This window comes from Streptomyces sp. NPDC029292 (genome assembly GCF_055569295.1).
In genome coordinates this window covers 22,256-47,481 of record NZ_JBVHXR010000032.1, presented here as the reverse complement: position 1 = coordinate 47,481, position 25,226 = coordinate 22,256, and the positions used below count along the sequence as shown (strand labels likewise).

General features: G+C 71.1%; 23 protein-coding genes. 12 read left to right on the top strand and 11 right to left on the bottom strand.

Translation table 11 applies throughout. From position 1 onward, the window contains the following. Window positions 1–43 precede the first annotated feature (43 nt). Both ACZ4WS_RS43490 and ACZ4WS_RS43485 read right to left on the bottom strand, forming a co-directional pair. Window positions 44–529, bottom strand: coding sequence for a nuclear transport factor 2 family protein (locus ACZ4WS_RS43490; RefSeq protein ID WP_467989084.1), 486 nt, complete (start codon window positions 527–529; stop codon window positions 44–46). Between the two features lie 137 nt (window positions 530–666). Then, on the bottom strand, window positions 667–1,146 hold the full coding sequence (locus ACZ4WS_RS43485) for a hypothetical protein (RefSeq protein ID WP_467989166.1): 480 nt from the start codon (window positions 1,144–1,146) through the stop codon (window positions 667–669). Window positions 1,147–1,237: 91 nt separating this feature from the next. On the opposite strand from ACZ4WS_RS43485, the gene ACZ4WS_RS43480 reads away from it, so the two are divergent. Further along, entirely contained in the window at window positions 1,238–1,621 is a 384-nt protein-coding gene (locus tag ACZ4WS_RS43480; RefSeq protein ID WP_467989082.1) for a MerR family transcriptional regulator, read from the top strand. A gap of 115 nt (window positions 1,622–1,736) precedes the next feature. On the opposite strand, the gene ACZ4WS_RS43475 is transcribed toward ACZ4WS_RS43480, so the two are convergent. Beyond that, complete coding sequence (locus ACZ4WS_RS43475) at window positions 1,737–1,916, bottom strand: hypothetical protein (RefSeq protein ID WP_467989080.1); 180 nt, start codon at window positions 1,914–1,916, stop codon at window positions 1,737–1,739. 439 nt (window positions 1,917–2,355) lie between these two features. Beyond that, window positions 2,356–3,231 (bottom strand): undecaprenyl-diphosphate phosphatase, encoded by an 876-nt coding sequence (locus tag ACZ4WS_RS43470; protein WP_467989078.1) that lies wholly within the window; start codon window positions 3,229–3,231, stop codon window positions 2,356–2,358. Window positions 3,232–3,551: 320 nt separating this feature from the next. Here ACZ4WS_RS43470 and ACZ4WS_RS43465 point away from each other — a divergent pair, with 320 nt between their 5' ends. The 4 genes from ACZ4WS_RS43465 to ACZ4WS_RS43450 are packed head-to-tail and all read left to right on the top strand — an operon-like array spanning window position 3,552 to window position 7,020. After that, window positions 3,552–4,775, top strand: a complete 1,224-nt coding sequence (locus ACZ4WS_RS43465) for a Gfo/Idh/MocA family protein (protein ID WP_467989076.1) — start codon at window positions 3,552–3,554, stop codon at window positions 4,773–4,775. Beyond that, entirely contained in the window at window positions 4,772–5,713 is a 942-nt protein-coding gene (locus tag ACZ4WS_RS43460; RefSeq protein ID WP_467989074.1) for a DUF6807 domain-containing protein, read from the top strand. The genes ACZ4WS_RS43465 and ACZ4WS_RS43460 overlap by 4 nt, the downstream gene beginning before the upstream one ends. A gap of 5 nt (window positions 5,714–5,718) precedes the next feature. Beyond that, the gene (locus ACZ4WS_RS43455) at window positions 5,719–6,435 is read left to right on the top strand and encodes a cupin domain-containing protein (protein ID WP_467989164.1); all 717 of its coding nucleotides are present in this window, start codon (window positions 5,719–5,721) and stop codon (window positions 6,433–6,435) included. 18 nt (window positions 6,436–6,453) lie between these two features. Continuing rightward, complete coding sequence (locus tag ACZ4WS_RS43450) at window positions 6,454–7,020, top strand: hypothetical protein (protein ID WP_467989072.1); 567 nt, start codon at window positions 6,454–6,456, stop codon at window positions 7,018–7,020. Window positions 7,021–7,029: 9 nt separating this feature from the next. Here the strand turns inward: ACZ4WS_RS43450 and ACZ4WS_RS43445 are convergent, their stop codons facing one another. Beyond that, window positions 7,030–7,491: a winged helix-turn-helix transcriptional regulator gene (locus ACZ4WS_RS43445; RefSeq protein ID WP_467989070.1), complete on the bottom strand. Its 462-nt coding sequence runs from the start codon at window positions 7,489–7,491 to the stop codon at window positions 7,030–7,032. 102 nt (window positions 7,492–7,593) lie between these two features. On the opposite strand from ACZ4WS_RS43445, the gene ACZ4WS_RS43440 reads away from it, so the two are divergent. After that, window positions 7,594–8,766 (top strand): thiolase family protein, encoded by a 1,173-nt coding sequence (locus ACZ4WS_RS43440; RefSeq protein ID WP_467989068.1) that lies wholly within the window; start codon window positions 7,594–7,596, stop codon window positions 8,764–8,766. A gap of 1 nt (window position 8,767) precedes the next feature. Here ACZ4WS_RS43440 and ACZ4WS_RS43435 read toward each other — a convergent pair whose 3' ends face one another. Beyond that, window positions 8,768–9,586 carry a TVP38/TMEM64 family protein gene (locus ACZ4WS_RS43435; protein ID WP_467989067.1) on the bottom strand — a complete coding sequence of 273 codons (819 nt, stop codon included), beginning with the start codon at window positions 9,584–9,586 and terminating at the stop codon, window positions 8,768–8,770. A 49-nt stretch (window positions 9,587–9,635) separates the two neighbouring features. Between ACZ4WS_RS43435 and ACZ4WS_RS43430 the strand changes: the two genes are divergently transcribed. The 3 genes from ACZ4WS_RS43430 (at window position 9,636) to ACZ4WS_RS43420 (ending at window position 12,914) form a co-directional block, all read left to right on the top strand. Beyond that, window positions 9,636–10,370, top strand: a complete 735-nt coding sequence (locus ACZ4WS_RS43430; protein ID WP_467989065.1) for a DNA alkylation repair protein — start codon at window positions 9,636–9,638, stop codon at window positions 10,368–10,370. Between the two features lie 319 nt (window positions 10,371–10,689). Next, entirely contained in the window at window positions 10,690–11,859 is a 1,170-nt protein-coding gene (gene tuf / locus ACZ4WS_RS43425; protein ID WP_467989063.1) for an elongation factor Tu, read from the top strand. Window positions 11,860–12,068: 209 nt separating this feature from the next. Next, window positions 12,069–12,914, top strand: coding sequence for a spermidine synthase (locus ACZ4WS_RS43420; protein WP_467989061.1), 846 nt, complete (start codon window positions 12,069–12,071; stop codon window positions 12,912–12,914). Here the strand turns inward: ACZ4WS_RS43420 and ACZ4WS_RS43415 are convergent. From ACZ4WS_RS43415 to ACZ4WS_RS43405, 3 genes are all read right to left on the bottom strand, one after another. Further along, on the bottom strand, window positions 12,876–14,192 hold the full coding sequence (locus ACZ4WS_RS43415; protein ID WP_467989059.1) for an MFS transporter: 1,317 nt from the start codon (window positions 14,190–14,192) through the stop codon (window positions 12,876–12,878). The genes ACZ4WS_RS43420 and ACZ4WS_RS43415 overlap by 39 nt on opposite strands. 244 nt (window positions 14,193–14,436) lie before the next feature. Next, window positions 14,437–15,477 carry a DUF8017 domain-containing protein gene (locus ACZ4WS_RS43410; protein ID WP_467989057.1) on the bottom strand — a complete coding sequence of 347 codons (1,041 nt, stop codon included), beginning with the start codon at window positions 15,475–15,477 and terminating at the stop codon, window positions 14,437–14,439. Between the two features lie 66 nt (window positions 15,478–15,543). Next, window positions 15,544–16,497 (bottom strand): DUF8017 domain-containing protein, encoded by a 954-nt coding sequence (locus ACZ4WS_RS43405; protein ID WP_467989055.1) that lies wholly within the window; start codon window positions 16,495–16,497, stop codon window positions 15,544–15,546. A 70-nt stretch (window positions 16,498–16,567) separates the two neighbouring features. Between ACZ4WS_RS43405 and ACZ4WS_RS43400 the strand changes: the two genes are divergently transcribed. Continuing rightward, window positions 16,568–17,020 (top strand): DUF4442 domain-containing protein, encoded by a 453-nt coding sequence (locus ACZ4WS_RS43400; RefSeq protein ID WP_467989053.1) that lies wholly within the window; start codon window positions 16,568–16,570, stop codon window positions 17,018–17,020. An 88-nt stretch (window positions 17,021–17,108) separates the two neighbouring features. On the opposite strand, the gene ACZ4WS_RS43395 is transcribed toward ACZ4WS_RS43400, so the two are convergent. Together ACZ4WS_RS43395 and ACZ4WS_RS43390 are read right to left on the bottom strand one after the other, a co-directional pair. Next, entirely contained in the window at window positions 17,109–18,188 is a 1,080-nt protein-coding gene (locus ACZ4WS_RS43395; RefSeq protein ID WP_467989051.1) for a LacI family DNA-binding transcriptional regulator, read from the bottom strand. Between the two features lie 88 nt (window positions 18,189–18,276). Next, window positions 18,277–20,658, bottom strand: a complete 2,382-nt coding sequence (locus ACZ4WS_RS43390) for a beta-galactosidase (RefSeq protein WP_467989050.1) — start codon at window positions 20,656–20,658, stop codon at window positions 18,277–18,279. Between the two features lie 423 nt (window positions 20,659–21,081). Here ACZ4WS_RS43390 and ACZ4WS_RS43385 point away from each other — a divergent pair, with 423 nt between their 5' ends. Further along, window positions 21,082–23,550 carry a beta-glucosidase gene (locus tag ACZ4WS_RS43385; protein ID WP_467989048.1) on the top strand — a complete coding sequence of 823 codons (2,469 nt, stop codon included), beginning with the start codon at window positions 21,082–21,084 and terminating at the stop codon, window positions 23,548–23,550. After that, window positions 23,547–25,115: a carboxylesterase/lipase family protein gene (locus ACZ4WS_RS43380; RefSeq protein ID WP_467989046.1), complete on the top strand. Its 1,569-nt coding sequence runs from the start codon at window positions 23,547–23,549 to the stop codon at window positions 25,113–25,115. Before ACZ4WS_RS43385 ends, ACZ4WS_RS43380 begins: the two co-directional genes overlap by 4 nt. Window positions 25,116–25,226 lie beyond the last annotated feature (111 nt).

Genomic DNA, 25,226 nt, shown 5'->3' with positions numbered 1-25,226 from the left:
CCAGTGTGCGCGTCGGGGACGATCTCCGACAGGGGGCGTCGGCTCAGGTGGCCGCGGGTGCCTGCCGCAGCTGCGGGGTGCGGCGCCACTTCTCCTGGACGGTCACTTGGCGCAGCCGCCAGCCGTCGTCCGTACGCAGCAGCCGGAAGGTGTAGCGGCCGCCGCACACGAAGTCGGGCGCGGTGGATTCGCCGTCGTGTCCCGCGAACCTCATCGGATTGATGTAGTCCGCCTGGACCCGGGCCGTGTCGCCCGTGTCCTGGTCCAGGATCTCGAACCGCACACGCCGGTTGACGATCAGATGCTGGCGCATGGGGAACAGCTGCATGCTCTCGGCGAGCCAGGCCGTGATCTGCGCGACGTCTCCTTCGATCCCGCCGGCCGAGCGGTAGTCCGCGCGCCCGTCCGGCGTGAACAGCTCCTGGTACAGCTGCCAGTCGCCGTCGTCCACCGCCACCGCGTACTCGGTGACGAGTTCGTCGACGGCGAAGCGGTCCAGTACGGTCGCGAGCTCCACACGCTGCGTCATCGGCTCAGTGTTGGCCACGGGGAGGGTCCAGCCAAGGGGCGTGCAGCGATATTCGGTGGCCCCACGCGTTCACTCGATGGACCTTGGTGCCGTGAACGATCAATCCCTGGCGGCAGAGCCCACCTCCTGGTCGGGCGTCACTGACGCGCGGCGCTGAAGGGGTGCCCGTCGGCCGGGCCGGCGTCAGCGTCCAACAGGCTCGTGTGCCGGTTCCACCACCACGGCACAAGCTGGACGAGGCCGAACGTCACCTCGACGCCGAAGAACAACCACAGCAGCCGCGTCGCACCGTGGGCCAGGGCGTACGCCTGCCAGGTCGCGAACAGTGTGCGCGCGATGCCGTCGAGCAGTCCGTGCACGGGCAGCGGCTGAACGATGCGCAGGACGGCCCAGACGACCACGACCGAACCCATCAGATTCGCGTACAGAATCTGCACCGGGTCGAGTTCGGGCAGGGCGCCCAGACCGAGTGCGTTGCCCAACGACGACAGCGAGTTGTGCACCAGCGTGTACGTCCAGGGCGTCGCGAATCCGGCGGTGACGACGAGGTCGTACCAGGCGCTCGCGCGTACGGCGCGAAGATAGGCGGGGTGTGCGGGGGCGAAGAGACGGATCACCATGAGGCTCCAGCTGGTCTCGTAACAGCGACGCCTCACGGTAAAGAGTGGAGTACGGTCCAAGGTCAAGCCCATCATCCGACGGAGGGTCATGCGTATCGGAGAGCTGGCCGCGCAGGCGGGCATGACCAGAGACACCATTCGGTTCTACGAGAAGGTCGGCCTCGTCGCAGGTGCGCGGCTGCCGAACGGTTATCGCGACTTCCCGCCCGAGGCAGTGGCTTGGCTGCACTATGTCCGCACGGCGCAGACGCTCGGATTCTCTCTGGCGGAGATCGCGCGGCACGGCGAGGAACTGCGCGCGGCGCCGGACGCGGCGGAAGCGCTGTCCGCGCTGTTCGAGCAGAAGATCAAGGTCGTCGACGCCCGCATGGCCGAACTCGCCACCTTGCGGGCTGAACTCGCTATGCGCGTCGGCACTGGATGCCCATTGCGGGCGGCCGGCCAACCCGCAGGAGACCGTCCTGGCCGTTGAGATCAGCTGTGAGGGCTTCGTACGCGAAGGGGGCGGTGCTGCGGGTGTCCGGGGGCCGAAGAGCCGCTGCCGTTCCCGCTCGTGCCGGGCGTGGGTCCTGCTCAGTCCCTCGTACTCACGCCGCTTCGATGATTTCGCCGCGTATCGCCGCGGCCCATTCGACGACCAACAGCTCGTACTCCGCTCGCTCCTGCGCCGACAGGGAGCCGCCCGCGCGTATCCACAGCGCGCGAATCTGTTCGTTTAACGCGGCGGCAGACCGCACGGAACCAGAAGCAACGAAATCGGGGGACATGGATGCAAGCCTAGGGGCAAGGACTGACAGCGCGCTACCAGTCGGCTACGCAGACCGTATGTGGTTGGTCACGACCGGCGCGGGCAGGGCTCAGCCGATCCGGGCGACGACGCACTGACCGCGCGATTGGGCACCACGGTAGAGGGCGCGCGGTGCGACGAAATGCGGCCGCCGCCGCGCGCGGCCCCGCTGTCGTACACGTCGTCGTGGTCGAGGAAGCCGACCCACAACGCCCAGTCGGCGTCGAGGAACCCGACCCACAACGCCAAGTCGGCGTCGAGGAGATCGCCGGGCGGCGGGTCCCGGCCGGGAGCAGCACCGGGAGAGTCGAGCGTCGTCGCGCGACAGCACGCCGGACCAGGTCACGGCGCGGTGGCGCGGGGACTTCGCGGGCCGTACCCGACCGCGCCGCGTGGCGAAGGCCCCCTGGGGAACGGGCTCAGCCCGCCGACTCCGCCGCGTGCGGGCTCAGTCCGCCCGTCGCCACCAGCGCGATGATGGCGATGCCGAGCGCGATCCGGTACCAGACGAACGGCATGAAGCTCTTGTGCGAGATGAACTTCATGAACCATGCGATCACGGCGTAGCCGACGGCGAACGCGATGATCGTCGCGAAGATCGTGGGACCCCAGGAGACATGGCCGTCCGCGGCGGCGTCCTTGAGTTCGAAGGTGCCCGAGGCGAGGACGGCAGGCATGGCGAGGAGGAAGGAGTAACGGGCCGCCGCCTCGCGGGTGTAACCCATGAACAGGCCGCCGCTGATGGTCGCGCCGGACCGGGAGACGCCGGGGACCAGTGCCATCGCCTGGCAGACGCCGTAGAGCAGGCCGTCCTTGGCGTTGAGATCCTGAAGTGTCTTGCGCTGCTTGGCCGCCCGGTGCTTCCCGCCCGTCTCGTCGCGGGCCGCGAGCCGGTCGGCGACGCCGATGACCACGCCCATCACGATCAGCATCGTCGCGGTGATCCGCAGATCGCGGAACGGCCCCTCGATCTGGTCCTTGAGCGTCACCCCGAGCACACCGATGGGAATCGAGCCGACGATCACCAGCCAGCCCATCTGTGCGTCGTGGTCCCTGCGCATCGCCTTGTTGGTGAGCGAGCGGAACCACGCCGCGAGAATCCGTCCGACGTCCTTGCGGAAGTAGATCAGTACGGCGGCCTCCGTACCGAGCTGCGTGATCGCGGTGAAGGCCGCGCCCGGGTCCTCCCAGCCCGCGAAAGCCGCGGTCAGCCGCAGATGCGCGCTGGAGGAGACGGGAAGGAATTCGGTCAGCCCCTGGACGAGTCCGAGGATGAGGGATTCAAACCAAGACATGAAGTTACGTGGTCCAAGTGCTGATCGTGGGAGGGGCGATGGGCTCACTGTGCCGCTCTTCGCGGTGAGCACGGGTGTTGAGGGCAGCGTAGCCCCCGCCTGTGACAGCCCGGCCACAGGGGTTTCGCAGCAGTACGAGGGCAGCCGGGGAGCCGGGGCATGGGGTGCGAGGCGACGTGGTCCATGGTGTTGACCGGCCGCTGGACCGCCGCATACGTTGCAGCAGGAGAGAAAGCGCTTGCTGCCGCCGGGGTCCGCTCGGTGTCATCATGCGTTGGCCAACGTCAGACGTCACGTCCGGTGGAGCGCTGATCACGTACATGAGCACATCCCGCAACGCCACCAGCCCCGAGACCTCCGCGAACCGCCCCGCGGACCCGTTCGACGGCCGCCGTATCCGGGCCGCCCTCATCGGCGCCGGGGCCATCGCGCGCGGGAGTCATTTCCCCGCGCTCGCCCAGCTCGCCGAGGAGGGCGAGACGGAGATCGTCGCCGCGGTCGACATCTCCGAAGAAGCGGTCCGGGAGTTCTGCGCCGAGGCGGGCATCCCGCACGCGTACACCGATCTGGACCGCATGCTCGCGGAGCAGCGGCCCGACCTGGTCGTCATCTGCACCCCGCCGACCCTGCACCGCGCGCAGACCGTCGCCGCGCTGCGCGCCGGCGCCTGGGTGTGGTGCGAGAAGCCGCCGGTCCCGACGCTGGCCGACTTCGACGCCGTCGAGGCGGAGGAGGGGACGGACGGGGGCCCGTACGCGGCGATCGTCTTCCAGCACCGCTTCGGTTCGGGCGCCCGGCACGTGAAGCGCCTGATCGCCGACGAGGCCATGGGCCGTCCACTCGTCGCGCACTGCCAGACCACCTGGTACCGCAACGCCGACTACTACGCCGTGCCCTGGCGCGGCCGCTGGGGGACCGAGGGCGGCGGGCCCGCGATGGGGCACGGCATTCACCAGATGGATCTGCTGCTCGACCTCATGGGGCCCTGGAGCGAGGTGCGGGCGATGGCCGGACGCCTGGTGCACGACGTGGAGACGGAGGACGTCTCCACCGCCCTCGTCCGCTTCGCGAACGGCGCGATGGCCACGGTCGTCAACAGCGTCCTGAGCCCGGACGAGGTGAGCCGCATCCGCATCGACTGCGAACGCGCCACCGTCGAGCTCACCCACCTGTACGGGCACAGCAACGACAACTGGCGCATCACTCCGGTGCCGGGAACGCCGGACGCGGACGTCGCGGCCTGGCAGGACTTCGGCGCGGACGTGCCGAGTTCGCACCTCGCGCAGCTGCGGGACCTGGTCGCGAGCATGCGCGCGGGGGAGAGGCCGCGCAGCAGCGGCGCCGACGGACGCACCAGCCTGGAACTGATCACCGCGCTCTACAAGTCGGCGTTCACGGACACGACCGTCCGGGCCGGGGAGATCGGCCCCGGGGACTCGTATTACAAGGCGCTGCACGGGGGTGCGCCGGGCTGGGCGCCGCCCGACGAGCCCGTCGCGTCCGAGGTGTCCGCGTCCGTCGCGAGCCAGGAGGTGCCGGCATGACCGCGTCTTCGCGGGGCGGCCTGCGGATCGTCCATACGCACGGTGAGCGCATCACGATCAGTGAAGTCACCACCGGCGTCGAGCTGTTGAGCTACGTCTACCGCCCCGAGGCCGCCTGGGAGTCCCCGAAGCCCTATCTGCATCCGCTCAGGACGCTGGCGAACAACGTCGTCACGGACTACCGGCCCAACGACCACCGCTGGCACAAGGGCCTCCAGATGACGGCCTCGCACCTCTCCGGCCAGAACCTGTGGGGCGGCAACACGTACGTTCACGGAAAGGGATATCTCGAACTCCCAGAGCGCGTCGGGTCGATGGCGCACGTGACGTTTGACGAGGTCGCCTCGGACAGCGGCCACGCGGTCATCGCCGAGCGCCTCACGTGGCACCCGTACGACGGCGATCTGTGGGCCGACGAGGAGCGCCGCATCGAGGTGCACGACGTGGATCCCGAGTCGGGCTCCTGGGCGCTGACCTGGACCACCGCGGTCACCAACCGCCGCGACGAGCCGCTGCGGTTCGGCAGTCCGACCACCGCCGGACGGGAGATGGCGGGCTACACCGGCCTGTTCTGGCGCGGACCCCGCGCCTTCCGGGACGGGCGGGTCATCGGGCCCGACTCGGAAGGGCCCGAGCTGATGGGGCAGCAGGCGCCGTGGCTCGCGTACTCGGGGGAGCACGACGGCTCGGACGGACACGCGACCCTTGTCTTCGCGCACGCCCCCGAGAACGACCACTCGGGTGCCCAAGGCGCCCACCCGGCTCATTGGTTCGTGCGCAACGAGCCCTTCGCCGCCGTCGCCCCGTCGCTCGCCTTCTCCGACGAACTGGAACTCGCGCCCGGCGACACGCTCACCCGCCGTTACCGGGTTGTCGTCGCCGAGGGGGCCTGGGAGCGCGCCGAGGTCGCCAAGTACCTGGAGGAGCATCCCTGGTGAACGCTCTGATCCCCGGCTTCTCGGGGCTCCCGGGAGCTGTCGCCGTCTCGCACCTCTGCGTCTACGACTGGCCCGCGGCCGACGGCGTGCGCGGTGGAACCCCCCATCTGCACCTGACCTGTTCGGAGGCGTACGTCGTCACCGGCGGGCGCGGCGCCGTACAGACGCTGACGACGTCCGGGTACGAGGTCACGCCGCTCGTGCCCGGCACGGTCGCCTGGTTCACGCCCGGCACCATCCACCGGCTCGTCAACGAGGACGACCTGCGCATCACGGTCCTCATGCAGAACAACGGACTGCCGGAGGCGGGCGACGCGGTGCTGACGCTGCCACCGGAGTACCTGACCGACCCGGATACCTATGCGGCCGTGACGGTCATCCCGGCGGACGCGCCCGAGGAGGAGCAGGCGCGGATCGCCCTGGCCCGGCGCGACCTCGCCCTCGAGGGCTACCGGGCGCTGCGCGACGCGGACGGGCCCGAGCCGCTCGACGCGTTCCACCGGGCCGCGGCCGAGCTGGTGCGGCCCCGCCTGGCGGAGTGGCGCGAGCGGTGGCGCCGCGGTGCAGCGGCGGCCGCCGCGGCCACGGGGGACCAGCTCGACCGCCTCGATCAGGGCGACACGTCCCACCTCGGCGACGCCGTCGTACGCGCCGAACAGCCGTCCGCGTACGGCCGGTTCGGCATGTGCGGACGGCTCGACATCTATAAGGGAACCTCCTGACAGCTTGAGATCGATTCGGTGCGGCATGCCGTCCTTCCGGCACTCGTGTCGCTGGTGCGGATCACGCCGGAGCGCGAACTGGCCTTCGTCGCGGAACGGCTCGTGAAGTTTCGCGCGCTCGACGACTGGGTGACCGATCCCGTCATCGGGGCGGTCCTCCATGACATTCCCTCCATGAAGGACGGCGCCTTGGTCCGGAAGCTTGTCGGAGACCTCGTATTGCGATCCGAGCGACATGGCCCGGCCGCCGCCGAGGCGGCGCTGGTGTTCTTGGAGGGCCCTGAAGGAACTTCATGCGGGGTCTGGGACGCACTCGGGATCGTGGGTGCCGCTGCTCTGTCCGGAACTCCGCTGCGGAATGCGCAGGTTCCCACTCACCTCGTCGCCGAATCCCCGGTTCCCGAGATCGATCCCTACGGTGCCTGCTTGATGGCCTGGGGAATCCGCGCCACCGACTGCGCAGACGACGTACCACCGGAGCGCAAGCTCGAACTGGGCAAGGAGATAGAGCTGTTGAAGCCGCCGGCCGATTCCACCTACGCGAGAGCCCTGCCGGCGGCTCGACTGGTGCTGCAGAACTCCTGACGAGCAGGGCTACGCCGCCGCAGGTCCCGTCAGCGTCCAGCCCGGCGCCTGCGGGTGTGCCGTCATGTCGTCGTGCTGGACCTCCTTGCCGCACTCGGCGCAGACGACCTGCGGGATGAGCTCGTGGCCGCAGATGTGCTCGATCACCATGGGGCGGTCGCCGTCCTCGCGGAGGTGGCGGTCGCCCCACGCCATGAGTGTCATCAGGACCGGCTCCAGCTCCAGCCCGGCCTGGGTGGGCCGGTACTCGAAGCGCCTGGGGCGGTCGCTGTACTCGACCTTCTCCAGTACACCGGCGTCGACGAGCCGTTTGAGGCGTGCCGTCAGCACGTCGCGGGGGGCGCCGATGTTGCGGACCAGCTGGTCGAACCGCGTGGCGCCCAAGGACACCTCACGGAGCACGAGCAGGGAGTACTTCTCGCCGACGAGGGCGAGTGTGTCGGCGATGGAGCAGGGGCGCGCGTCCTTCATGCCACCAGTCTAGGGGGTGGGTTGGTTGTTCCAACCCACTGAGCTACTCTGGAGTCACTTAGCGGGTTTGGAAAGCAAACTCTGTGAGTTTGGAGATCAAACATGCGTGACGCCGTGATCGTCGAAGCCGTACGCACCCCCGTCGGCAAGGGCAAGCCGAACGGCTCCCTCGCCCATGTCCACCCCGTGGAGCTCCTCGCCCACACGCTGCGCACCCTCGTCGAGCGCTCCGGGATCGACCCGGCGCTGATCGACGACGTCATCGGCGGCACCGTCGACCAGGTCGGCGAGCAGGCCATGAACACCACCCGGTACGCCGTGCTCTCCGCGGGATTCCCCGAGACGGTGCCCGCGACCACGGTGGACCGCCAGTGCGGCTCGTCGCAGCAGGCCGTGCACTTCGCGGCGCAGGGCGTGCTGTCCGGTGCGTACGACATGGTCGTCGCCTGCGGTGTGGAGTCGATGAGCCGCGTACCGATGTGGTCGAACGTGCCGGCGGGCAAGGACCCCTTCGGGCCCGGGGTCGCCGATCGCTACCCGGAGGGGCTGGTGCCGCAGGGCATCAGCGCCGAACTCATCGCGGCGAAGTGGTCGATCTCGCGCGAGCAGATGGACACGTTCGCGGTGAGCTCGCACCAGAAGGCGGCCGCTGCCTGGAACAACGGCCTGTTCGACGCCGAGGTCGCACCGCTGGACGGCGTCACGCGCGATGAGTCCGTCCGGCCCGCCAGCACCACCGAGATACTCGCCGGACTGAAGCCCGCCTACTACGACCCGGCCTTCGGGGAACGCTTCCCGCAGATCGACTGGTCCCTGACGGCGGGCAACGCGAGCCCCGTCAACGACGGCGCGTCGGCCGTGCTCATCACGTCGAGCGAGACCGCTGCCCGCCTCGGCCTGCGCCCCCTGGCCCGGCTGCACAGCTTCGCCGTGACCGGCTCCGACCCGCTGCTGATGCTCACCGGCGTCATCCCGGCCACCGAGAAGGTGCTCCGCAAGGCGGGCCTCGACCTCGGCGACATCGACCTGTTCGAGGTCAACGAGGCCTTCGCGAGCGTCGTCCTGGCCTGGCAGCAGGAGACGGGCGCCGACCTGTCCAAGGTCAACGTGCACGGCGGAGCGATCGCCATCGGGCACCCGCTCGGCGCGAGCGGCACCCGTCTGACGACCACCCTCGTGCACGCGATGCGCGCCCACGGAGCCCGCTACGCGCTGCAGACGATGTGTGAGGCGGGTGGACTCGCCAACGCGATGGTCCTGGAAGCGGTGCGGTGACTCAGTGACCGCGCAGGTGGTGGCGCTTGCGCCAGGCCACCACCGCTCCGACCAGGGCCGGTACCGCGATGAAGCCCATCGCGATGAGGAAGGCGGGCGACGTCGGCGACGAGGCCCGGGCGCCCGCGACGGCGTACGCGGCGGTGTTCGGGACCGAGCCGAGCGCCGTCGCGAGGAGGAAGGGCAGCCAGCCCATGCGGGAGACGGCCGCGCAGTAGTTGGCGGCCCAGAACGGCACCCCGGGGAACAGCCGGGCCGCCATCATCGAGCGGAAGCCGTGGCGGCTGAGCTGTCCGTCGGCCGCCTTCAGCCAGCGGGCGCGCAGCAGCGGGCGCAGCGCGTCCTGCCCGAGGACCCGGCCGAGCCCGAAGGCGACACCGGCGCCGAGCACCGTGCCCACGAGCGCGGTGCCCAGGCCCAGTTGGGAGCCGAAGAGGGCGCCCGCCGCGAGATTGAGCAGCGGCCGGGGCACGAACGCGACCGTGCACAGCCCGTACGCCACGGCGAACGCGACGGTCGCCGCGGCACCGCTGAGCTGCGGCGGCCAGCCGTCGGCGAGCAGCCGCTGCGGTTCGAAGAGCAGCACGCTCGACGCGGCCGCCGCGAGCAGCACCACGAGCAGCGAGAGTCGCGACCAGGGCGAGAGCAGTGCTCTCGTGCAGCGGGCGGTCAGGCCTGTGGGCGCGACGGCGGGGCCTGCGGATGTCGCGACGGCGATCTCCGTGGCGAGGGCGAGCTCCGTCGGTGTGACGAGCCGCGTGGCGGCGGCCTGGGGAGTGGCCGTGGCGGTGCCCCCAGAGCGGGTGGTGGCATCGAGCATTCGGCGACACTAACCGACGCATGTGTGTGATCGCCGTATGGTTCGTCTCATGGGCGTCACAGCTTCCGGAACGTCAGGTGCGAGATGCGGGGTGCCGAACAGCGCCCTCGCGGACACCGTCCTGGAACGGCTCACCGCCACCTACGCCGCGGCGGCCGATCCGGAACGGGCCGCGTCGATGCACGCGTACATGAAGGGCGTCGCCCCCTTCCTCGGCCTGACCACTCCCGAGCGCCGCGCCCTGTCGCGGACCGCCCTCCTGGACACCGCCCGCCCCGACGAGGCGGACTGCACCGCGCTCGCGCTGCGCTGCTGGGAGCTGCCGGAGCGCGAGTACCACTACTTCGCCGTCGACTACGTGCGCCGCCACGTGAAGCGTCTGTCGTCCGGCTTCCTGCCGGTGGCACGGCACCTCGTCACCACGGTCCCCTGGTGGGACACCGTCGACGCCCTCGCCTCCCACGTAGTGGGAGGCCTGGTGGCAGCCGATCCGAAGCTGAAGAGCGACATGGACGAGTGGATCGAGGACGACGACCTCTGGGTCGCGCGTACGGCCCTGCTCCACCAACTCCGCTCCAAGGACGCGACGGACACCGAGCGGCTCTTCGCGTACTGCCTGCGCCAGTCCGGACACCCCGACTTCTTCATCCGGAAGGCGATCGGGTGGAGTCTGCGCGAGTACGCGAAGACGGACCCGCAGGCGGTACGGGCCTTCGTCGCCCGGGAGCGCGGGCGGCTCGCGCCCTTGTCCGTGCGTGAGGCTCTGAAGAACATCGGCCCCTGAAGCAGCCTGACGCACCACCCGGAACACCCGTCCCCCGAGCGCGGAAAACCATTCGACGTGGGCAGACGCGTGGGCAATGATCGCCTCATGTTCCGGCACGCCTTCCTCCTCGCAGCATCCGCAGTCGCGGATGCGCCGAAGGCTGCCGTCCCGATCACCGTGGCCGCCGTCGACGGCGCCCGAAGCTGACCCTTCCCGGATCGTCCGGCGGACCCCGCAGGGGGAGGGTCGGCAAGTCCTTGGGGTCCCCGTCCCGGCCGGTACGCGCCGGGGCCATCACTCAGCTCCGCTGACACTGAAGAGGCTTCGAGGTACAGCCATGCCCAAGACTGCTTACGTGCGCACCAAACCGCACCTGAACATCGGCACGATGGGTCACGTCGACCACGGCAAGACCACCCTGACCGCCGCCATCACCAAGGTCCTCGCCGAGCGCGGCTCCGGCACGTTCGTCCCGTTCGACCGGATCGACCGGGCGCCGGAGGAGGCCGCGCGCGGCATCACCATCAACATTGCGCATGTCGAGTACGAGACCGACACCCGGCACTACGCGCACGTGGACATGCCGGGTCATGCCGACTACGTCAAGAACATGGTCACGGGCGCGGCCCAGCTCGACGGGGCGATCCTCGTCGTCTCCGCGCTCGACGGGATCATGCCGCAGACCGCCGAACACGTCTTGCTCGCCCGGCAGGTGGGCGTCGACCACATCGTCGTCGCCCTGAACAAGGCCGACGCGGGCGACGAGGAGCTCAGCGACCTCGTGGAGCTCGAGGTCCGCGAGCTGCTCTCCGCGCACGGCTACGGAGGCGACTCCGTACCGGTCGTACGGGTGTCCGGCCTCAAGGCCCTTGAGGGGGACCCCCGTTGGACGGCGGCGATCGACGCGCTGCTCGACGCGGTGGACACCTACGTGCCCATGCCCGAGCGGTATCTCGACGCGCCGTTCCTGTTGCCGGTGGAGAACGTGCTCACGATCACCGGGCGCGGCACGGTCGTGACCGGTGCGGTCGAGCGCGGCACGATCCGGGTCGGCGACCGCGTAGAAGTGCTCGGCGCCTCCGTGGACACCGTCGTCACCGGTCTGGAGACCTTCGGCAAGCCCATGGAGGAGGCGCAGGCCGGGGACAACGTGGCGCTGCTGCTGCGCGGGGTGCCCCGCGACGCCGTACGCCGCGGGCACATCGTCGCCGCGCCCGGCAGCGTCGTACCGAGTCGCCGCTTCTCGGCGCAGGTGTACGTCCTGTCGGCGCGCGAGGGCGGACGTACGACACCGGTGTCCACCGGGTACCGGCCGCAGTTCTACATCCGCACCGCGGACGTGGTCGGCGACGTCGACCTCGGCGACACGGCGGTCGCCCGGCCCGGCGACACCGTCACGATGACGGTGGAGCTCGGGCGCGACGTGCCGCTGGAGCCCGGTCTGGGCTTCGCCATCCGCGAGGGCGGCCGGACGGTCGGCGCGGGGACGGTGACGTCGGTCGGCTGAGTACGGGCCGCCTGCCGACCGCGGGCCGGCCGAGTGACGCGGGTGTCCGCCTTGGGGGGCGGGCACCCGCTCCTGCCCGATGGGGCCGAGCGAACCTGGGCCCGAAGCCGCCGGCCCTGGGACATGGAGGCCCCTGGGAGCCGGAGGCCCCTAGGCCATGGAGGCCACAGCCGTCATGCCCCGACGCCCCGTAACGGCACAATGGACCCGTGGACGAGCCGATACCCGTGACACGGGCCGTGGATCATGGGACCGCCAAGCTGATGCCGGACGTCGACCGGAAGCGGGCGTGGCTGTTGACGGTGGACGGGGCTCCGCAGTCGTATGTCGATCTGGACGCGCCGACGCATCTGGAGTTCGAGTACGCGCGACGGCTCGGACATGTGCTGGACACGGTCGCCGAGCCGGGGCGGGCCCTGGACGTGCTGCACCTCGGCGGGGGTGCGCTGACCCTGCCCCGCTATGTCGCCGCGACCCGGCCCGGTTCGCGGCAGGACGTGGTGGAGGCCGACCGCGGCCTGCTGTCCCTGGTCGTGGAGCACCTGCCCCTGGCGGACGGCGCGGGCATCACACTGCACGGCGCGGACGCCCGCGGCTGGCTCGAAGCCGCCGAGCCCGAGTCCGCGGACATCGTGATCGCGGACGTCTTCGGGGGCTCACGCGTCCCGGCGCACCTGACGTCCGAGGCGTACGCGCGCGCTGCCGAGCGCGTGCTGCGCGCCGACGGCGTCTACCTGGCCAACCTCGCCGACGCCGCGCCGTTCGCCTTCCTCCGCTCCCAGCTCGCCACGTTCGCTGCGGTCTTCGAAGAGCTGGCCCTGATCGCCGAACCCGGCGTCCTGCGCGGCCGACGCTTCGGCAACGCGGTGCTCGTGGCGTCCCACCGCCCGCTCGACATCGCCGCCCTCGCCCGCCGCACCGCCTCCGACGCCTTCCCCGCGCGCGTGGAACACGGCCCGGCGCTGCGGGAGTTCATCGGCGCCGCGGAGCCCGTACGCGACGAGAACGCGGTCCCCTCACCCGAGCCGCCCGACGGCGCCTTCACCATCGGCTGACCCGCGCTCGACGGCAGGCGCGGGCGAACCCTGTGCCACCGGCCTGGTCCGCCGCGTCAGATTCCGTACGTCCGGAACGCACAGCACCGCCGCCGTGACCACGACGACCAGCGTCGCGCAGCCCCACAGGGCGGCCGTGCGGCCGAAGGCCTGCTCCGCCGGGCCCGCGAGAGCCGTGGCCAGCGGGACCATCGCGATCGAGCCGAACCAGTCGTACGCGGAGACACGCGAGAGCTTGTCCTCGGGGATCTCCTGGTGCAGCGCGGTCATCCACGAGACGCCGAACACCTCGATCGCCAGACCGCTGACGAACATCACGGCGCACAGCGGGCCCACCGCGACCGGCACCGCGAGGGCGGCGGCCGGGGCGGCGAGCGGGAAGACGCAGAGGGTACCCGCGAGCAGCAGACGGCGGGGTTTCCAGCGGGTCATCAGCAGCGCGCCGCCGACGGTTCCGGCGCCGAACGCGCCGAGTGCCAGACCCCAGGGCCCCGGACCACCGAGGCTGTCCCGGGCGACCAGCGGACCGTAGACCGCGTCGGCGGCGCCGACCACCGCGACCACCACGGAGAACTGCGCGACGATCGTCCACAGCCACGCCCGCCCGATGAACTCCCGCCAGCCGTCGCGGAGATCGCAGAGCAGGCCGCCGCCGGGCTCGCGCGGCGGTATGTGACTGACGTCGAGGAAGGAACGCAGCGCTCCGGCGACCGCGAACGCCACCGCGTCCACGGCGAGCACCCAGCCGGGCCCGATCACGGCCACCAGCGCCCCGCCGAGGGCCGCGCCGCCCAGCCCCGCCCCCTGCATCGCCATCCGGAACATCGCGAAGGCGCGGCTCGCCTCCGCCCCGCCGACGCAGGACATCAGCATGCCCTCGGCCGCCGGGTTGAAGAACGCCTGCCCCGTGCCGCCGAGCGCGGACAGCAGCATCATCTGCCACATGTGCGGCTCACCGGCGATGACCAGGGCCGCGAACGCCGCCTGCGACACACAGTTGAGCGTGTTGGCGGCGACCATCACACGATGCCGCGGCAGCCTGTCCGCGACCGCGCCGCCGATGAGCAGGAAGAGCACCAGCGGCAGCGTCCGCGCCGCTGCCACCAGGCCGACGTCACCCCCGTCACCGCCCGCCTCGAGCACCGCGAACGCCGCGGCGATCAGGGCGCCCTGGCTGCCCAGGTTGGTGACGACCGCGGCGGCGGTCAGCAGGGTGTAGTTCCGGCCGGCCCAGGAGGCGCGGCGCGGGCGGCGGGAGGAGTCGGCGGCAGAGGTCACCGGGTGACTATCGCCGCCGGGGGCTCGACTTGCCAAACCGTTTGCGCGAGTACCGGACGCCGCCACGTGCGGCAGTAGCGGACGCCGCCACGTGTGCGAGTACGCGACTGGCGGACGCCGCCACCTGCGCGGGTACCGGACAAGGCGCGGGAGCCCCAGGGCGACGACGCGGAACCCGGCATACGCGGCTCAGTGCCTCGTAGCCGGGTCAGCCCTTGTACGACCTCGATCTCTCGTACGCGGCTCAGGACTCCGTCGGATCACCGTGCAGCCGCACCGTGCTGAGGATCTTCTGCACGGTCGCGTCGGAGACCTCCTCGGACACGCCCTTGGCGCCGTAGAACGTCCAGGACACGAAGTCGCCCGCCGAGTTCTTGAAGGCGAACGTGGTCGCCTTGCCGTCGGAGTCGCACTTGCCGCTCTTGGTGACACCGCTCGAGTACGTCGTCACGACGCTGCCCTCGACACCCGAAGCCGTCGTGTACGCCTTGGGCTTGCCGATCGTGAGCAGCTTCTTGGAGGCGTCCTTCTGGTCGGTGTAGCCGCCGAAGACCCACCACGCCGAGTCGTTGCGCGCGATGTCGTCCGTGTTCTTGGCGCCGCTCTGGCCCTTGGTGCCCGCGGCGGCCAGCGCCGTGTCGCTCTCGTAGCCGTCCTTGTCGTCGTCGGACGTGCACCACTTCTCCTTGAGGAAAGCGGGCGCCGACATGCCGATCAGCGACGAGCCGTCGCCCTTCTCGTTGTCCTCGAAGCCGATGAACGTGCCGGGAGTCTTGACCTGCCAGTCCGCCGGAACGTCGAAGGCGGTGCCCCACTTCGGGTTCACCACGACCTTCCAGCCCGCGACCGTCGCCTTCTCCCCCTCGCCGCCCCGCGGGTTGTCGTCCCCGCTCGCGCTCGGGCTCGCGGACGTGGAGGTCGTCGGCTTGGACGACTTGGAGGGATCGCCACCCGCGTTGTCGTCGTTGCCCCCGCCGAGGACGAGGAAGCCGGTGACCCCCGCCGCGACGACGACGGCCGAAGCCGCGACAATCGCGGTGATCTTGGTCTTGTTACCGCCTCCGCCGCCCCCGCCAGGGGCTTGCGGCGCCCCCAGAGGCTCCGGCGGAGCCCCCCACTGCTGCTGCCCATACGGGTTGGGCTGCTCATATCCAGGCTGCGGGTACCCAGTCTGCTGATATCCGGGCTGCTGGTACGGATTCGGCTGCTGGTATCCCGGCTGCTGGTACGGGTTCTGGTCCTGCGGGTTCTGCTCGCCCCCGGGCGGCTGCTGTCCTGGCCACATGGGCAGTAACCCTAGTGCCGCCTGTGACACGTTTGGGTCACTGCGCCTCGTCAGCCGTGTACCGGATCAGGAGTCGGACGGGACTTTGTAGAGCCGCACGGTGGCGAGGATTCGCCGTACCGTCGCGTCCGGCACCTCGGCGGACACGCCCTTGGCGCCGAAGAACTCCCACGACACGATGTCGTTGGCAGGCGTCTTGAAGGAGAAGACGGTGGCCTTCCCGTCGCTTGCGCACTTTTTCGATTTCTCCACACCCGACGACGAGGCGGTGGCCAGACTGCCCGTGATGCCGGACTTCGTCGTGTACGACTCCACCGCACCGGACGTGACCAGCTTCTTGTCGGGCTGGGTGTACTCGCCGTAGACCCATGCGGCCGCGTCGGCGCGGGCAGCTTCCGCGGGGCTCTTCGCACCGTTGTTGGCCTTGGTTCCGGCGCCCGCGAGCATCGTGTACTCCTTGGTGCCGTCCTTGTCGTCGTCGGAGCCGCACCACTTCTCCTCGAGGAGGGCGGGGGCCCCGATACCGACGAGGGGTTTGTCCGCGGGGTCGTCGTTCTCCGAGACGTACGTGACCCAGCTGGTCGACTTCAGTCCCCACTCCGCAGGCACGTCGAAGGCGATGCCGCGCTCGGGGTTCACCACGGTCTTCCAGCCGGCGACGGTCGGCTTCTCGTCGCCGCCGGTCCCGCGCGGATCGCTCGCCGGACTCGACTGCTGGGAAGGGGAGTTGGTCGGCTCGGGATCGGCCTTGTCGTCCTTGCCGCCGCCGAGCACGGCGAATCCGGTCACAGCGGCGGCGACCACGACGGCCGTGGCGGCGACGATCGCGATGACCTTCGTCCGCCGCCCGCCGTCCTCCGGTGGAGGCGCCGCGGGCGGCGCCGTGACGGTCGGGGCATTCCAGGGACCCGGTGGCTGCTGATACGGGTTGGGCTGCTGATATCCCGGCTGCTGGTACGGAGATATCGGCTGATGCTGCGGATTCTGCCCGCCCCCTGGCGGCTGCTCTCCTGGCCACATGAGGCGTAACGATACGGCGATCATCGCCACCTGCTGGTCAAAAATTGCTACTCACGGGTAACATGTGGGTATGAGCGCAGACCAGATGACGATCGGCGAGATGCTTGCCGCCACCGTGCCGATGGCCCGGACCCTGAACCTCCAGTTCGTGGAGACCACCGCGGAGAAGGCCGTGGTGGCCCTGCCGGACCAGAGCGACTACCACAACCACGTCGGCGGGCCGCACGCCGGCGCGATGTTCACGCTGGGGGAGTCGGCGAGCGGGGCGATCGTGCTCGCCGCGTTCGGTGAGCAGCTGTCGCGCGCCGTGCCGCTCGCGGTCAGCGCCGAGATCGCGTACAAGAAGCTCGCGATGGGGCCGGTCACGGCCACCGCGACGCTCGGCCGCCCCGCCGCCGAGGTCGTCGCGGAACTCGACGCCGGACAGCGCCCCGAGTTCCCTGTCGCCATCGCCATCCAGCGCGCGGACGGTGCCGTCACCGGCGAGATGACCGTCGTGTGGACGCTCCGGCCGAACGGCTGAGCCGAGCACCTGAAACGGCGGATGGCCCCATCTGAACTCCCGTTCAGGTGGGGCCATCGGCCATCCGTCGCCCGTCGTCCCCGACGGGTCAGCGTTTCCGCGGCGTCGGCTTCGGCGCCGGCCCCGTGCTCCGCCGGACGACGAGCCGGACCGGTTCGACGTGATCGGTCCGTGGCTCGGCCGATCCGTCGATGCGGGCCAGCAGGAGCTGCAGCGAGCGCCGGCCGATCGCGGCGAAGTCGGTGCGTACGGTGGTCAGCGGAGGCAGCATGTGGGCGGCCTCCGGGATGTCGTCGTAACCGACGACGCTGACGTCGCCGGGGACGTGCCGACCGGCCTCGTGCAGGGCGCGCAGCACGCCCAGCGCCATCTGGTCGTTGGAGGCGAACACCGCCGTGACGTCGGGGCGTTCGGCCAGCCGGCGGCCGAGTTCGTATCCGGAGTCCGCGCTCCAGTCGCCGACGAGCGGCTCGGGGACCTCGGCGCCCGCCGCCTCCAGGGTCGCCCGCCAGGCCTCCACCCGGCGCTCGGCGGACAGCCAGCCCGTGGGGCCCGCGAGGTGCCAGACCGTCGCGTGGCCCAGCGACAGCAGGTGTTCGGTGGCCTGGCGCGCTCCGTCGCGGGAGTCCGCGGTGACGTAGGAGGCACCGTCCCCGAGGTCGTTCTCCAGCACCATCAACGGGGCGCCGAGCTGTGCCTCCGCCAAGGCCCTGCCCACCCAGCGCTGCGGGGCGATGGCGATCACACCGTCGGCGCCCTCGGCCGACAGCGTGTGCACGGCGCGCACCAGGGTGTCCCGGTCGGCCGTGTCGAGCGCGATGGAGCTCACCAGGTAACCGGCTTCCTGGGCCGCGGTGTTGATCGCGGTGAGGATCGAAGCGGGGCCGTAGCGCGCCGCGTCGAAGGAGATCACCCCGAGCATCCGCGTCCTGCCGCTGGCCAGCGAGCGCGCGCTGCGGCTCGGGCGGTAGCCGAGCGAACGCATGGCCTCCAGCACCGCCTCGCGGGTCTCGGGGCGGACCGCGGGACTGTCGTTGAGCACCCGCGAGACCGTCTGTTTCGACACTCCGGCCAACTGCGCGACGTCGTCCATCACCGGGCGCGCCCCCGCGAAGCTGCGTCGGCTGCGTCCCTTGGGGACGGCGCCGTCCGTGGCACCTCGGGTCATGGGGGCGCATCCTCCGACGTCGTGGCGGCGGACCTGGCCCGCTCGGCAGGCCCACAGGATAGGCCCGCCGGGCATACCTCCCGTTCCATCAGTCCGCCCTGACCGCCCAGGCGCGGCCGGTGACCCACTGGACCCGCCGCACGGCGGCCGTTCCCGTGCCGTCGCCCGCCTGCTCGGGCACGTACACCGGCGCGCCCGCGGCCAGGGGCAGCAGCCGCAGCCGCAGGCCATGGGTGCGCAGGGCTTCCGCCGGGAGCCGGTCGAGGCCGATGTCCCATGCGCGGCCCGAGAAGAACTGGTCGGCGACGAGTGTGTCCCCGACGTACGCGCGCCCCACGTCGCCGGTCCAGTGGATGCGCAGGAGCGTGCCGGACGGTTCGCGCAGGAGGGCGTCCGGGACCTCCACGTGGTACTCGGCCGCGGAGTCGGCGAAGTGCCGGTCGGCCGGGGCGCTCGCCCGGCCCAGGGGACCGGTCACCGTCTCGGGCGGCGAGCCCGCGGGGCGCACCAGGGTGGCGGCGAGGGCGGTCTCCCGGCCGTCGGCACCCTGCTCCGGGGTGTAGCGGGTGAACACGCCGTCCGCCGTTGCCGACAGAGGCGCACCGGCGATCGTCAACGACCGTTCCGGCGCGGGCAGGACGGCGAAGGAGGGCCGTGCCGCGGCGCTGTGCACGCGGAGCTCGGCGTGGTCGAAGACGACGCTGTCGGGGCAGAGGACCAGCCGCTCGGTGCCCCAGGCCACGCCCCGGTAGGCGGTGCGCGCGGTGGTGGCGTCGAGCACGAGCAGGCCGACATCGTTGCCGTCCGCGGTCTTCACCTGGACCAGGGCGTCGGTGCCGGGGCGCAGACCGGTGATCAGGATGCGGTCGTCGACCTCGGTGACGTCACCGCTGGGCGCGTCGACGGAGGTCACCGTGCCCGCGTCCAGGGCGAGTTCGACCGCGATGCCGTCGATGGCGGCCAGTACCAGGATCGTCCGCCCGTCGTCCTCGACGCGGCACACCGGCTGGGCGGTGGCCCAGTCGAGCCGCAGACCGGTGACGTCCAGCCGCAGCGGCCAGCAGAAGTACGCGCCGGTCGGTACGGTGACCGGACTGCTGGGGAACGTCAGCGCGGGGGCATCGGCGAAGTCGACCGTGAAGGTCGTGCCGGGGTGGGCCGGCAGCGGTTCGTGCGGCTGGTGGTTGTTGACGAAGAGGAAGCCCGCGGCGCCGTCGCTCCGTACGGCCCAGCGCAGCGTGTCCCGGTCCTGCTGGCCCGCGGGCTGCCGCTCGGGCAGGACGGACTCCATCGGGGCGATCAGCTGGCCGAAGTCGGCCAGCAGCAGGTGCTGGAGGCGCAGTTCGTGGTACGACGGCCGGACCTGGCCGCACTCGCCCAGGGGCGCCTGGAAGTCGTAGGTGAGAACGGGTAGGTCGTTGGGGTAGTCGGTGGCGTGGGACTCCTGGAGCGTGCTGAGTTCACCCGCCGGGTTGGTGCCGCCGTGGAACATGTAGTAGCCCTGCCAGACCGAGCCGCAGCCGATCTTGGTGAGGCCGAGGGCGCCCACGTCGTCGGGTTCGACGCGCGGCCGGCGGTGGTAGGAGACCGCCATGCCGCCGCCCAACTCGCAGGTGGCCCAGGGAAAGCGGTCCGTGGGAGCGGGGTCGCCGCCGCGAACGGTCGTCGGGCGCAGGTCGGCGCCGATGCCCTCGTCGTCGCGCTGGTGGGTGAAGAAGAAGTGCTTGCGGCAGGTCTCCGGCCAGCCGCCGTCCGCCTCGGTCCAGAACGCCTCGGTGTAACCGCCGTACAGCGGCAGCAGTTCGTCGGGCGGCAGTTGGACCCCGCCCCACGCCGTCGACGTCCACAGCGGGGCGCTCAGACCGGCCTCCTGAGCCATCCGCTTCAGGGTGAGCAGGTGGCCGGGCTGGTCGTAGAGCTCGTTCTCGATCTGGATCGCGACGATCGGACCGCCGTGCGCCCGGTCGAGTCCGCGCAGCTGCTCGGCGATCGCCGCGAACCAGCCGCGTACGGGTTCCAGATAGGCGGGGTCGTCCGTGCGGAGCGTGCAACCACGGGCCAGCAGCCAGTCGGGCAGGCCTCCGTTGCGTACCTCCGCGTGGCACCAGGGGCCGATGCGGGGGATGAAGTCCAGGCCGTGGCGGGCGCACAGCTCGGCGAAGCGCCGCAGATCGCGGTCGCCGTCGAAGCGGACGCGGCCCTCGGCTTCCTCGTGGTGGATCCAGATGACGTAGCTGGCGACGACCGTGACGCCGCCGGCCTTCATCTTCAGCAGCTCCTCCTCCCAGGCCCGGGCCGGGTAGCGGGTGTAGTGGAACTCGCCGGAGACCGGGAACCAGGGACGGCCGCCGCGGGTGAGGTAGCGGCTGGTCACCTCGATCGGATCGGGTGCGGCGGGTTCGTCCGCGAAGGGGAGGTGGCCGGTCAGGGGCGGTGCGGGGCGCGCGGGGACGCGCAGGAGATGCGGCATCAGGATTTCTCCGGTCCGTGGTCCGTGGTCCGTGGTTCGGGGTGTCGGTGAGCGTGCGCGGGTCCGGGTGGTGGCGGCTCGGGAGTGATCTCAGGGCAGTGATGTTATCGGTAACATCAGGCGCGTCAAGGGTGTTTGCGACCGGTGGGAGCCGCTTGGGGCCGGTGATGAGACGGCCGCCCAGCGGGCCTCCGTGTTCTCCGAAGGCGTCCCTTCGGCTTTTGTCGGGGTGCCGGCAGTTTCTGTTCACTTCATTGACACGAGTCACCAGTGGTCATAGTTTTCGCGCCGTACCCGTGGTGCCTGACGGCATGTCAAGTCCGACCTGGCGCATCGTGCGTTCAAGGGCCGAACGCGACGGCCGTTGGCGCGTGTACACGCGGTCCACGACGACGTGCCCGCGCACCGAAGGAGTGACGGCTCATGTCCCACACCTTTTCCCGGCGATCGGCCCTGCGACTGCTCGGCGGCGCCATCGCGGTCGCCGCGGCGGCCACTGCCACCGGTCCCGCCCCGCTCGCCTATGCGGAGCCCAGACCCGGCGCCGGCCCTCGCGTAGAGGGTTTGATCAGCAAACTTACTCTTGACGAGAAGATCTCCCTGCTGCACGGTGCCGCCGACCCGAACTCGCTCGGCCAGGCCGGATACGTGCCCGGAGTGCCCCGCCTCGGCATCCCCCCGCTCCGCCTCGCCGACGGCCCGGCCGGCGTCCGCGTCACCCAGCACGCGACAGCCCTGCCCGCGCCCGTCCTGCTCGCCTCCGCCTTCGATCCCGCTCTCGCCCGCCGCTACGGCCAGGTCATCGGGCGCGAGGGCCGCGCCCTCGGCCAGGACGTCCTGCTCTCCCCGATGGTCAACCTCATCCGCACCCCGTACGCGGGCCGCAACTTCGAGACCTTCAGCGAGGACCCGCTGCTCGCGGGTGAGCTGGTCGCGGCCGAGATCCGCGGCATCCAGGGCGAGGGCCTCATAGCCACCGTCAAGCACTTCGCGATGAACAACCAGGAGAAGGACCGCAACTCCATCGATGTGCGGGTCGACGAGCAGACCATGCACGAGGTCGAGCTGCGCGGCTTCGAGGCGGCGATCGCCGCCCGCACCGGCGCGGTCATGGGCGCGTACAACAAGGTCAACGGCACCTTCGCCTGCGAGAACAAGGCACTGCTCACCGACGTCCTGCGCGACCAATGGGGCTTCCAGGGCTGGGTGATGACCGACTGGTTCGCCGCCCACAGCACCGCAGCCGCGATCACCGCGGGCCTCGACATGGAGATGCCCGACGACACCTACTTCGGCGCGGCCCTGAAGACGGCCGTCCAGAACGGCAGCGTCTCCGAGACGTACGTCGACCGTGCCGTACGCCGCATCCTGGCGGTGATGGACCGCTTCGGCCTGCTCGACGGCAGCGTCCCGGCCCGCCCGGCCCGAGACCCGGAGGCGGGCGGGGCCGTCGCCCTGGAGGTCGCCAAGGCCGGCGCGACCCTGCTGCGCAACGAACACCACGCGCTGCCCCTGACCGGAGCGGCCGCCCGCAGCATCGCCGTTGTCGGACCCACCGGCTCGCTCCCGTTCGTCAGCGGCGGCGGCAGCGCGCACGTCGTCCCCGACCACGCGGACAGCCCCCTCGACGCCATCAAGTCCCGCGCGGGACGCGGCGCACACGTCTCGTACTCCCTCGGAGAGGACCTCTTCGGCAAGGCCATCCCCGCCGACACCCTGAGTACGGGCATCAACACCGAAGCCCAGGGCGTCGCCGCCGGGAAGACCTGGACGTACGAGGGGACCCTCACCGTCGCGGACGCCGACGAGTGGACCCTGGTCATCCACTACTCGGGCGAGCGCCCCACGGTGCTCCTGGACGGCGAGAACCTCTTCCCGGTGGCGCCGGGATTCGGCGAGTACTTCTCGGGCGGCCTCGTCTCCGCCGCGCCCGACGGCCTGTCCGTGCGCCGTAAGACACTGAACCTCACGAAGGGTGCGCACAAGGTAGAGATCACCGCGAAGGGCGGGGATGGCGGGCAGCTGTTCCGGCTGCGGCGCATCACCGGAGCGACCCGCGCGCAGGACGTCGCCGAGGCGGTCGAGGCCGCGCGCGCCGCGCACAGCGTCGTCCTCTTCGCCTACGAGGACGCGACCGAGGGCCTGGACCGCACGTCCATCGCGCTCCCCGGTCACCAGACCCAGCTGATCGAGGCGGTGACGGCGGCGAACGCCCGTACGGCCGTCGTCCTCAACACCTCCTCCTCGACCTCCATGCCCTGGCTGCCGGGCACGGCCGCCGTGCTCCAGATGTACTACCCCGGCCAGGAGGGTGCGGCGGCCACCGCCGCCGTCCTGTTCGGCGACTGCGACCCAGGGGGTCGGCTCACCCAGTCCTTCGCGGTCGACGACGACGGCCATCCCGTCGCCGGGGACCCACGCCGCTACCCGGGAGTCGACGGCACCGAGGAGTACTCGGAGGGCATCCACGCCGGGTACCGCTGGTACGACGCCGAGGGCGTGCGCCCGCTGTTCCCCTTCGGGCACGGACTCTCGTACACCTCCTTCGGGTACGACGATCTCCGCGTCCACCAGGCCCGCCACGGCCTCGAAGTGAGCTTCACGGTGCGCAACACCGGGCGGCGCGACGGCATCGAGGTCGCGCAGGTGTACGTCGGACCGTCGCCGGATCTCCGACTCGACCAGGCCGTACGCGTGTTGGGCGGTTACCGGCGGCTCGCGCTGCGGGCCGGGGAGCGGCGCCGGGTCACCGTGGTCATCAAGGAGGGCACGCTCTCCTCCTGGGACGTGCAGCGGCACGACTGGGTGCTCGGCACCGGGCGCCGCACGGTGTGGGTGGGTGCGTCGTCGCGTGATCTGCGGCTGCGCACGACCGCGGAGGTGAGCGCGTGATACGCCGTCTCGTCATCGGACTCACCGCCCTCGCCACCGTTCTCGTCGCCCCGGCTCCGGCCCAGTCCACCTCAGCCTCTGAGGGAACAGTCGTGCGCACGCAAGCGGGCCGGGTCCGCGGCGAAGCCACCGCCGAGGGACGGCAGTTCCTCGGCGTCCCGTACGCCGAGCCGCCCGTCGGTGACCTCCGCTGGAAGAACCCGCGGCCCGTCGAGCCCTGGCAAGGTGTACGCACCGCCAAGGACTTCAGCAACCGCTGTGTACAGACGGCGAGTTGGGACCCGGGCTACGAACAGCCCAGCCACACCGAGGACTGCCTCGACCTCAATGTGTATGTCCCCGAGGGCGCCGGACGCCGTCCGGTGATGGTCTGGCTGCACGGCGGCGGACTCACCGCGGGCGCGGGCGAGGACATCGTGCCCGGCACCTTCGCCCGGCGGACCGGCGCGGTCGTCGTGACGGTCAACTACCGCCTCGGAGCCACGGGTTTCCTCGCGACGGCCGGACTCGACGGCGAGGCGCGCGACGGGGTCTCGGGCAACTTCGGGATGCTCGACCAGCAGGCCGCGCTGCGCTGGGTGCGTGCCAACATCGGCCGCTTCGGCGGCGATCCGGGCCGCGTGACCATCGCGGGCGAGTCGGCGGGCGGCCGCTCGGTCTGCACCCAGATGGCCTCGCCATCCTCAAAGGGCCTGTACCGGGCGGGAATTGTCGAGAGCGGCGCGTACGGGAACTGCGCGGCACGCACGCACGAGACGGCCGTCGCGGCCGGTGCGGCCTTCGCGAAGAAGGTGGGCTGCGCCGATCTCTCGCTCGCCTGTCTGCGCGGCAAGTCCTCCGAGGAGGTCCTCGCGGCACAGGCCGGCTTCGACTGGGGGCCGGTCGTCGGCGGTGACTTCCTGCCCGTGCAGCCCTTCGAGGCGTATGCGAAGGGGGCCGCCGCCCGTGTCCCCGTGCTGAACGGCGCGAACCAGGACGAGGGGCGTCTCTTCGCCTTCGGGCAGTTCGACGCGAGTGGCACGCCGCTCACCGCCGAGCTGTATCCGGTGGTCGTGAAGGCCGTCTTCGGTGCGGACCAGGGCGAGCGGGTGCTCGCACGCTACCCGCTGGTGGACTACCCCTCGCCGACCATCGCCTATGGCACCGCCTTCGGCGACTACCTGATGGCGTGCCCGGCGCTCCGGCTCGACGGCGCGCTCGCGACGCGCGGCCCGGTCTACTCGTACGAGTTCGCCGACCGCACCTCACCGCCGTTCGCCTCGCTGCGGAATCTGCACACGGACTTCGACTTCGGCGCGACCCACGTCAACGAGGTGCAGTACCTCTTCAAGCACTTCGGGCTCGATTCACCGCTGAACGCGGAGCAGCGGGTGCTGTCGCGGCAGATGGTGCAGTACTGGGGATCCTTCATCCGCGGTGGTGTGCCGCGCGCGGACGGAGGGCCCGCGATGCCCGCGGGCACCGGGCGGGTGCTCTCGCTGCGGACGGCCTCCGCGGGCGGGAACACCCTCAGCACCACCGTCCCCCGCGAGCACCGGTGCGACCTCTGGGACTCCGTCTCGTAGGGCGGACCAGGTAGGCTGCCCGGCGTGCGCTCAGGGGGGAGCGCACGCCGGGTGATCACCACACAGGTGCGGTTCACGCCCGGCTCAGGCACAGCGAAACGGGAGGAACCG

What these genes read in the sequence shown, in the direction of transcription:
- ACZ4WS_RS43490 (WP_467989084.1), bottom strand. Translation starts at nt 529, where the DNA reads ATGACGCAGCGTGTGGAGCTCGCGACCGTACTGGACCGCTTCGCCGTC.
- ACZ4WS_RS43480 (WP_467989082.1), top strand. Translation starts at nt 1,238, where the DNA reads ATGCGTATCGGAGAGCTGGCCGCGCAGGCGGGCATGACCAGAGACACC.
- ACZ4WS_RS43475 (WP_467989080.1), bottom strand. Translation starts at nt 1,916, where the DNA reads ATGTCCCCCGATTTCGTTGCTTCTGGTTCCGTGCGGTCTGCCGCCGCG.
- ACZ4WS_RS43470 (WP_467989078.1), bottom strand. Translation starts at nt 3,231, where the DNA reads ATGTCTTGGTTTGAATCCCTCATCCTCGGACTCGTCCAGGGGCTGACC.
- ACZ4WS_RS43465 (WP_467989076.1), top strand. Translation starts at nt 3,552, where the DNA reads ATGAGCACATCCCGCAACGCCACCAGCCCCGAGACCTCCGCGAACCGC.
- ACZ4WS_RS43460 (WP_467989074.1), top strand. Translation starts at nt 4,772, where the DNA reads ATGACCGCGTCTTCGCGGGGCGGCCTGCGGATCGTCCATACGCACGGT.
- ACZ4WS_RS43445 (WP_467989070.1), bottom strand. Translation starts at nt 7,491, where the DNA reads ATGAAGGACGCGCGCCCCTGCTCCATCGCCGACACACTCGCCCTCGTC.
- ACZ4WS_RS43440 (WP_467989068.1), top strand. Translation starts at nt 7,594, where the DNA reads ATGCGTGACGCCGTGATCGTCGAAGCCGTACGCACCCCCGTCGGCAAG.
- ACZ4WS_RS43435 (WP_467989067.1), bottom strand. Translation starts at nt 9,586, where the DNA reads ATGCTCGATGCCACCACCCGCTCTGGGGGCACCGCCACGGCCACTCCC.
- ACZ4WS_RS43430 (WP_467989065.1), top strand. Translation starts at nt 9,636, where the DNA reads ATGGGCGTCACAGCTTCCGGAACGTCAGGTGCGAGATGCGGGGTGCCG.
- tuf (WP_467989063.1), top strand. Translation starts at nt 10,690, where the DNA reads ATGCCCAAGACTGCTTACGTGCGCACCAAACCGCACCTGAACATCGGC.
- ACZ4WS_RS43410 (WP_467989057.1), bottom strand. Translation starts at nt 15,477, where the DNA reads ATGTGGCCAGGACAGCAGCCGCCCGGGGGCGAGCAGAACCCGCAGGAC.
- ACZ4WS_RS43405 (WP_467989055.1), bottom strand. Translation starts at nt 16,497, where the DNA reads ATGTGGCCAGGAGAGCAGCCGCCAGGGGGCGGGCAGAATCCGCAGCAT.
- ACZ4WS_RS43400 (WP_467989053.1), top strand. Translation starts at nt 16,568, where the DNA reads ATGAGCGCAGACCAGATGACGATCGGCGAGATGCTTGCCGCCACCGTG.
- ACZ4WS_RS43395 (WP_467989051.1), bottom strand. Translation starts at nt 18,188, where the DNA reads ATGACCCGAGGTGCCACGGACGGCGCCGTCCCCAAGGGACGCAGCCGA.
- ACZ4WS_RS43390 (WP_467989050.1), bottom strand. Translation starts at nt 20,658, where the DNA reads ATGCCGCATCTCCTGCGCGTCCCCGCGCGCCCCGCACCGCCCCTGACC.
- ACZ4WS_RS43385 (WP_467989048.1), top strand. Translation starts at nt 21,082, where the DNA reads ATGTCCCACACCTTTTCCCGGCGATCGGCCCTGCGACTGCTCGGCGGC.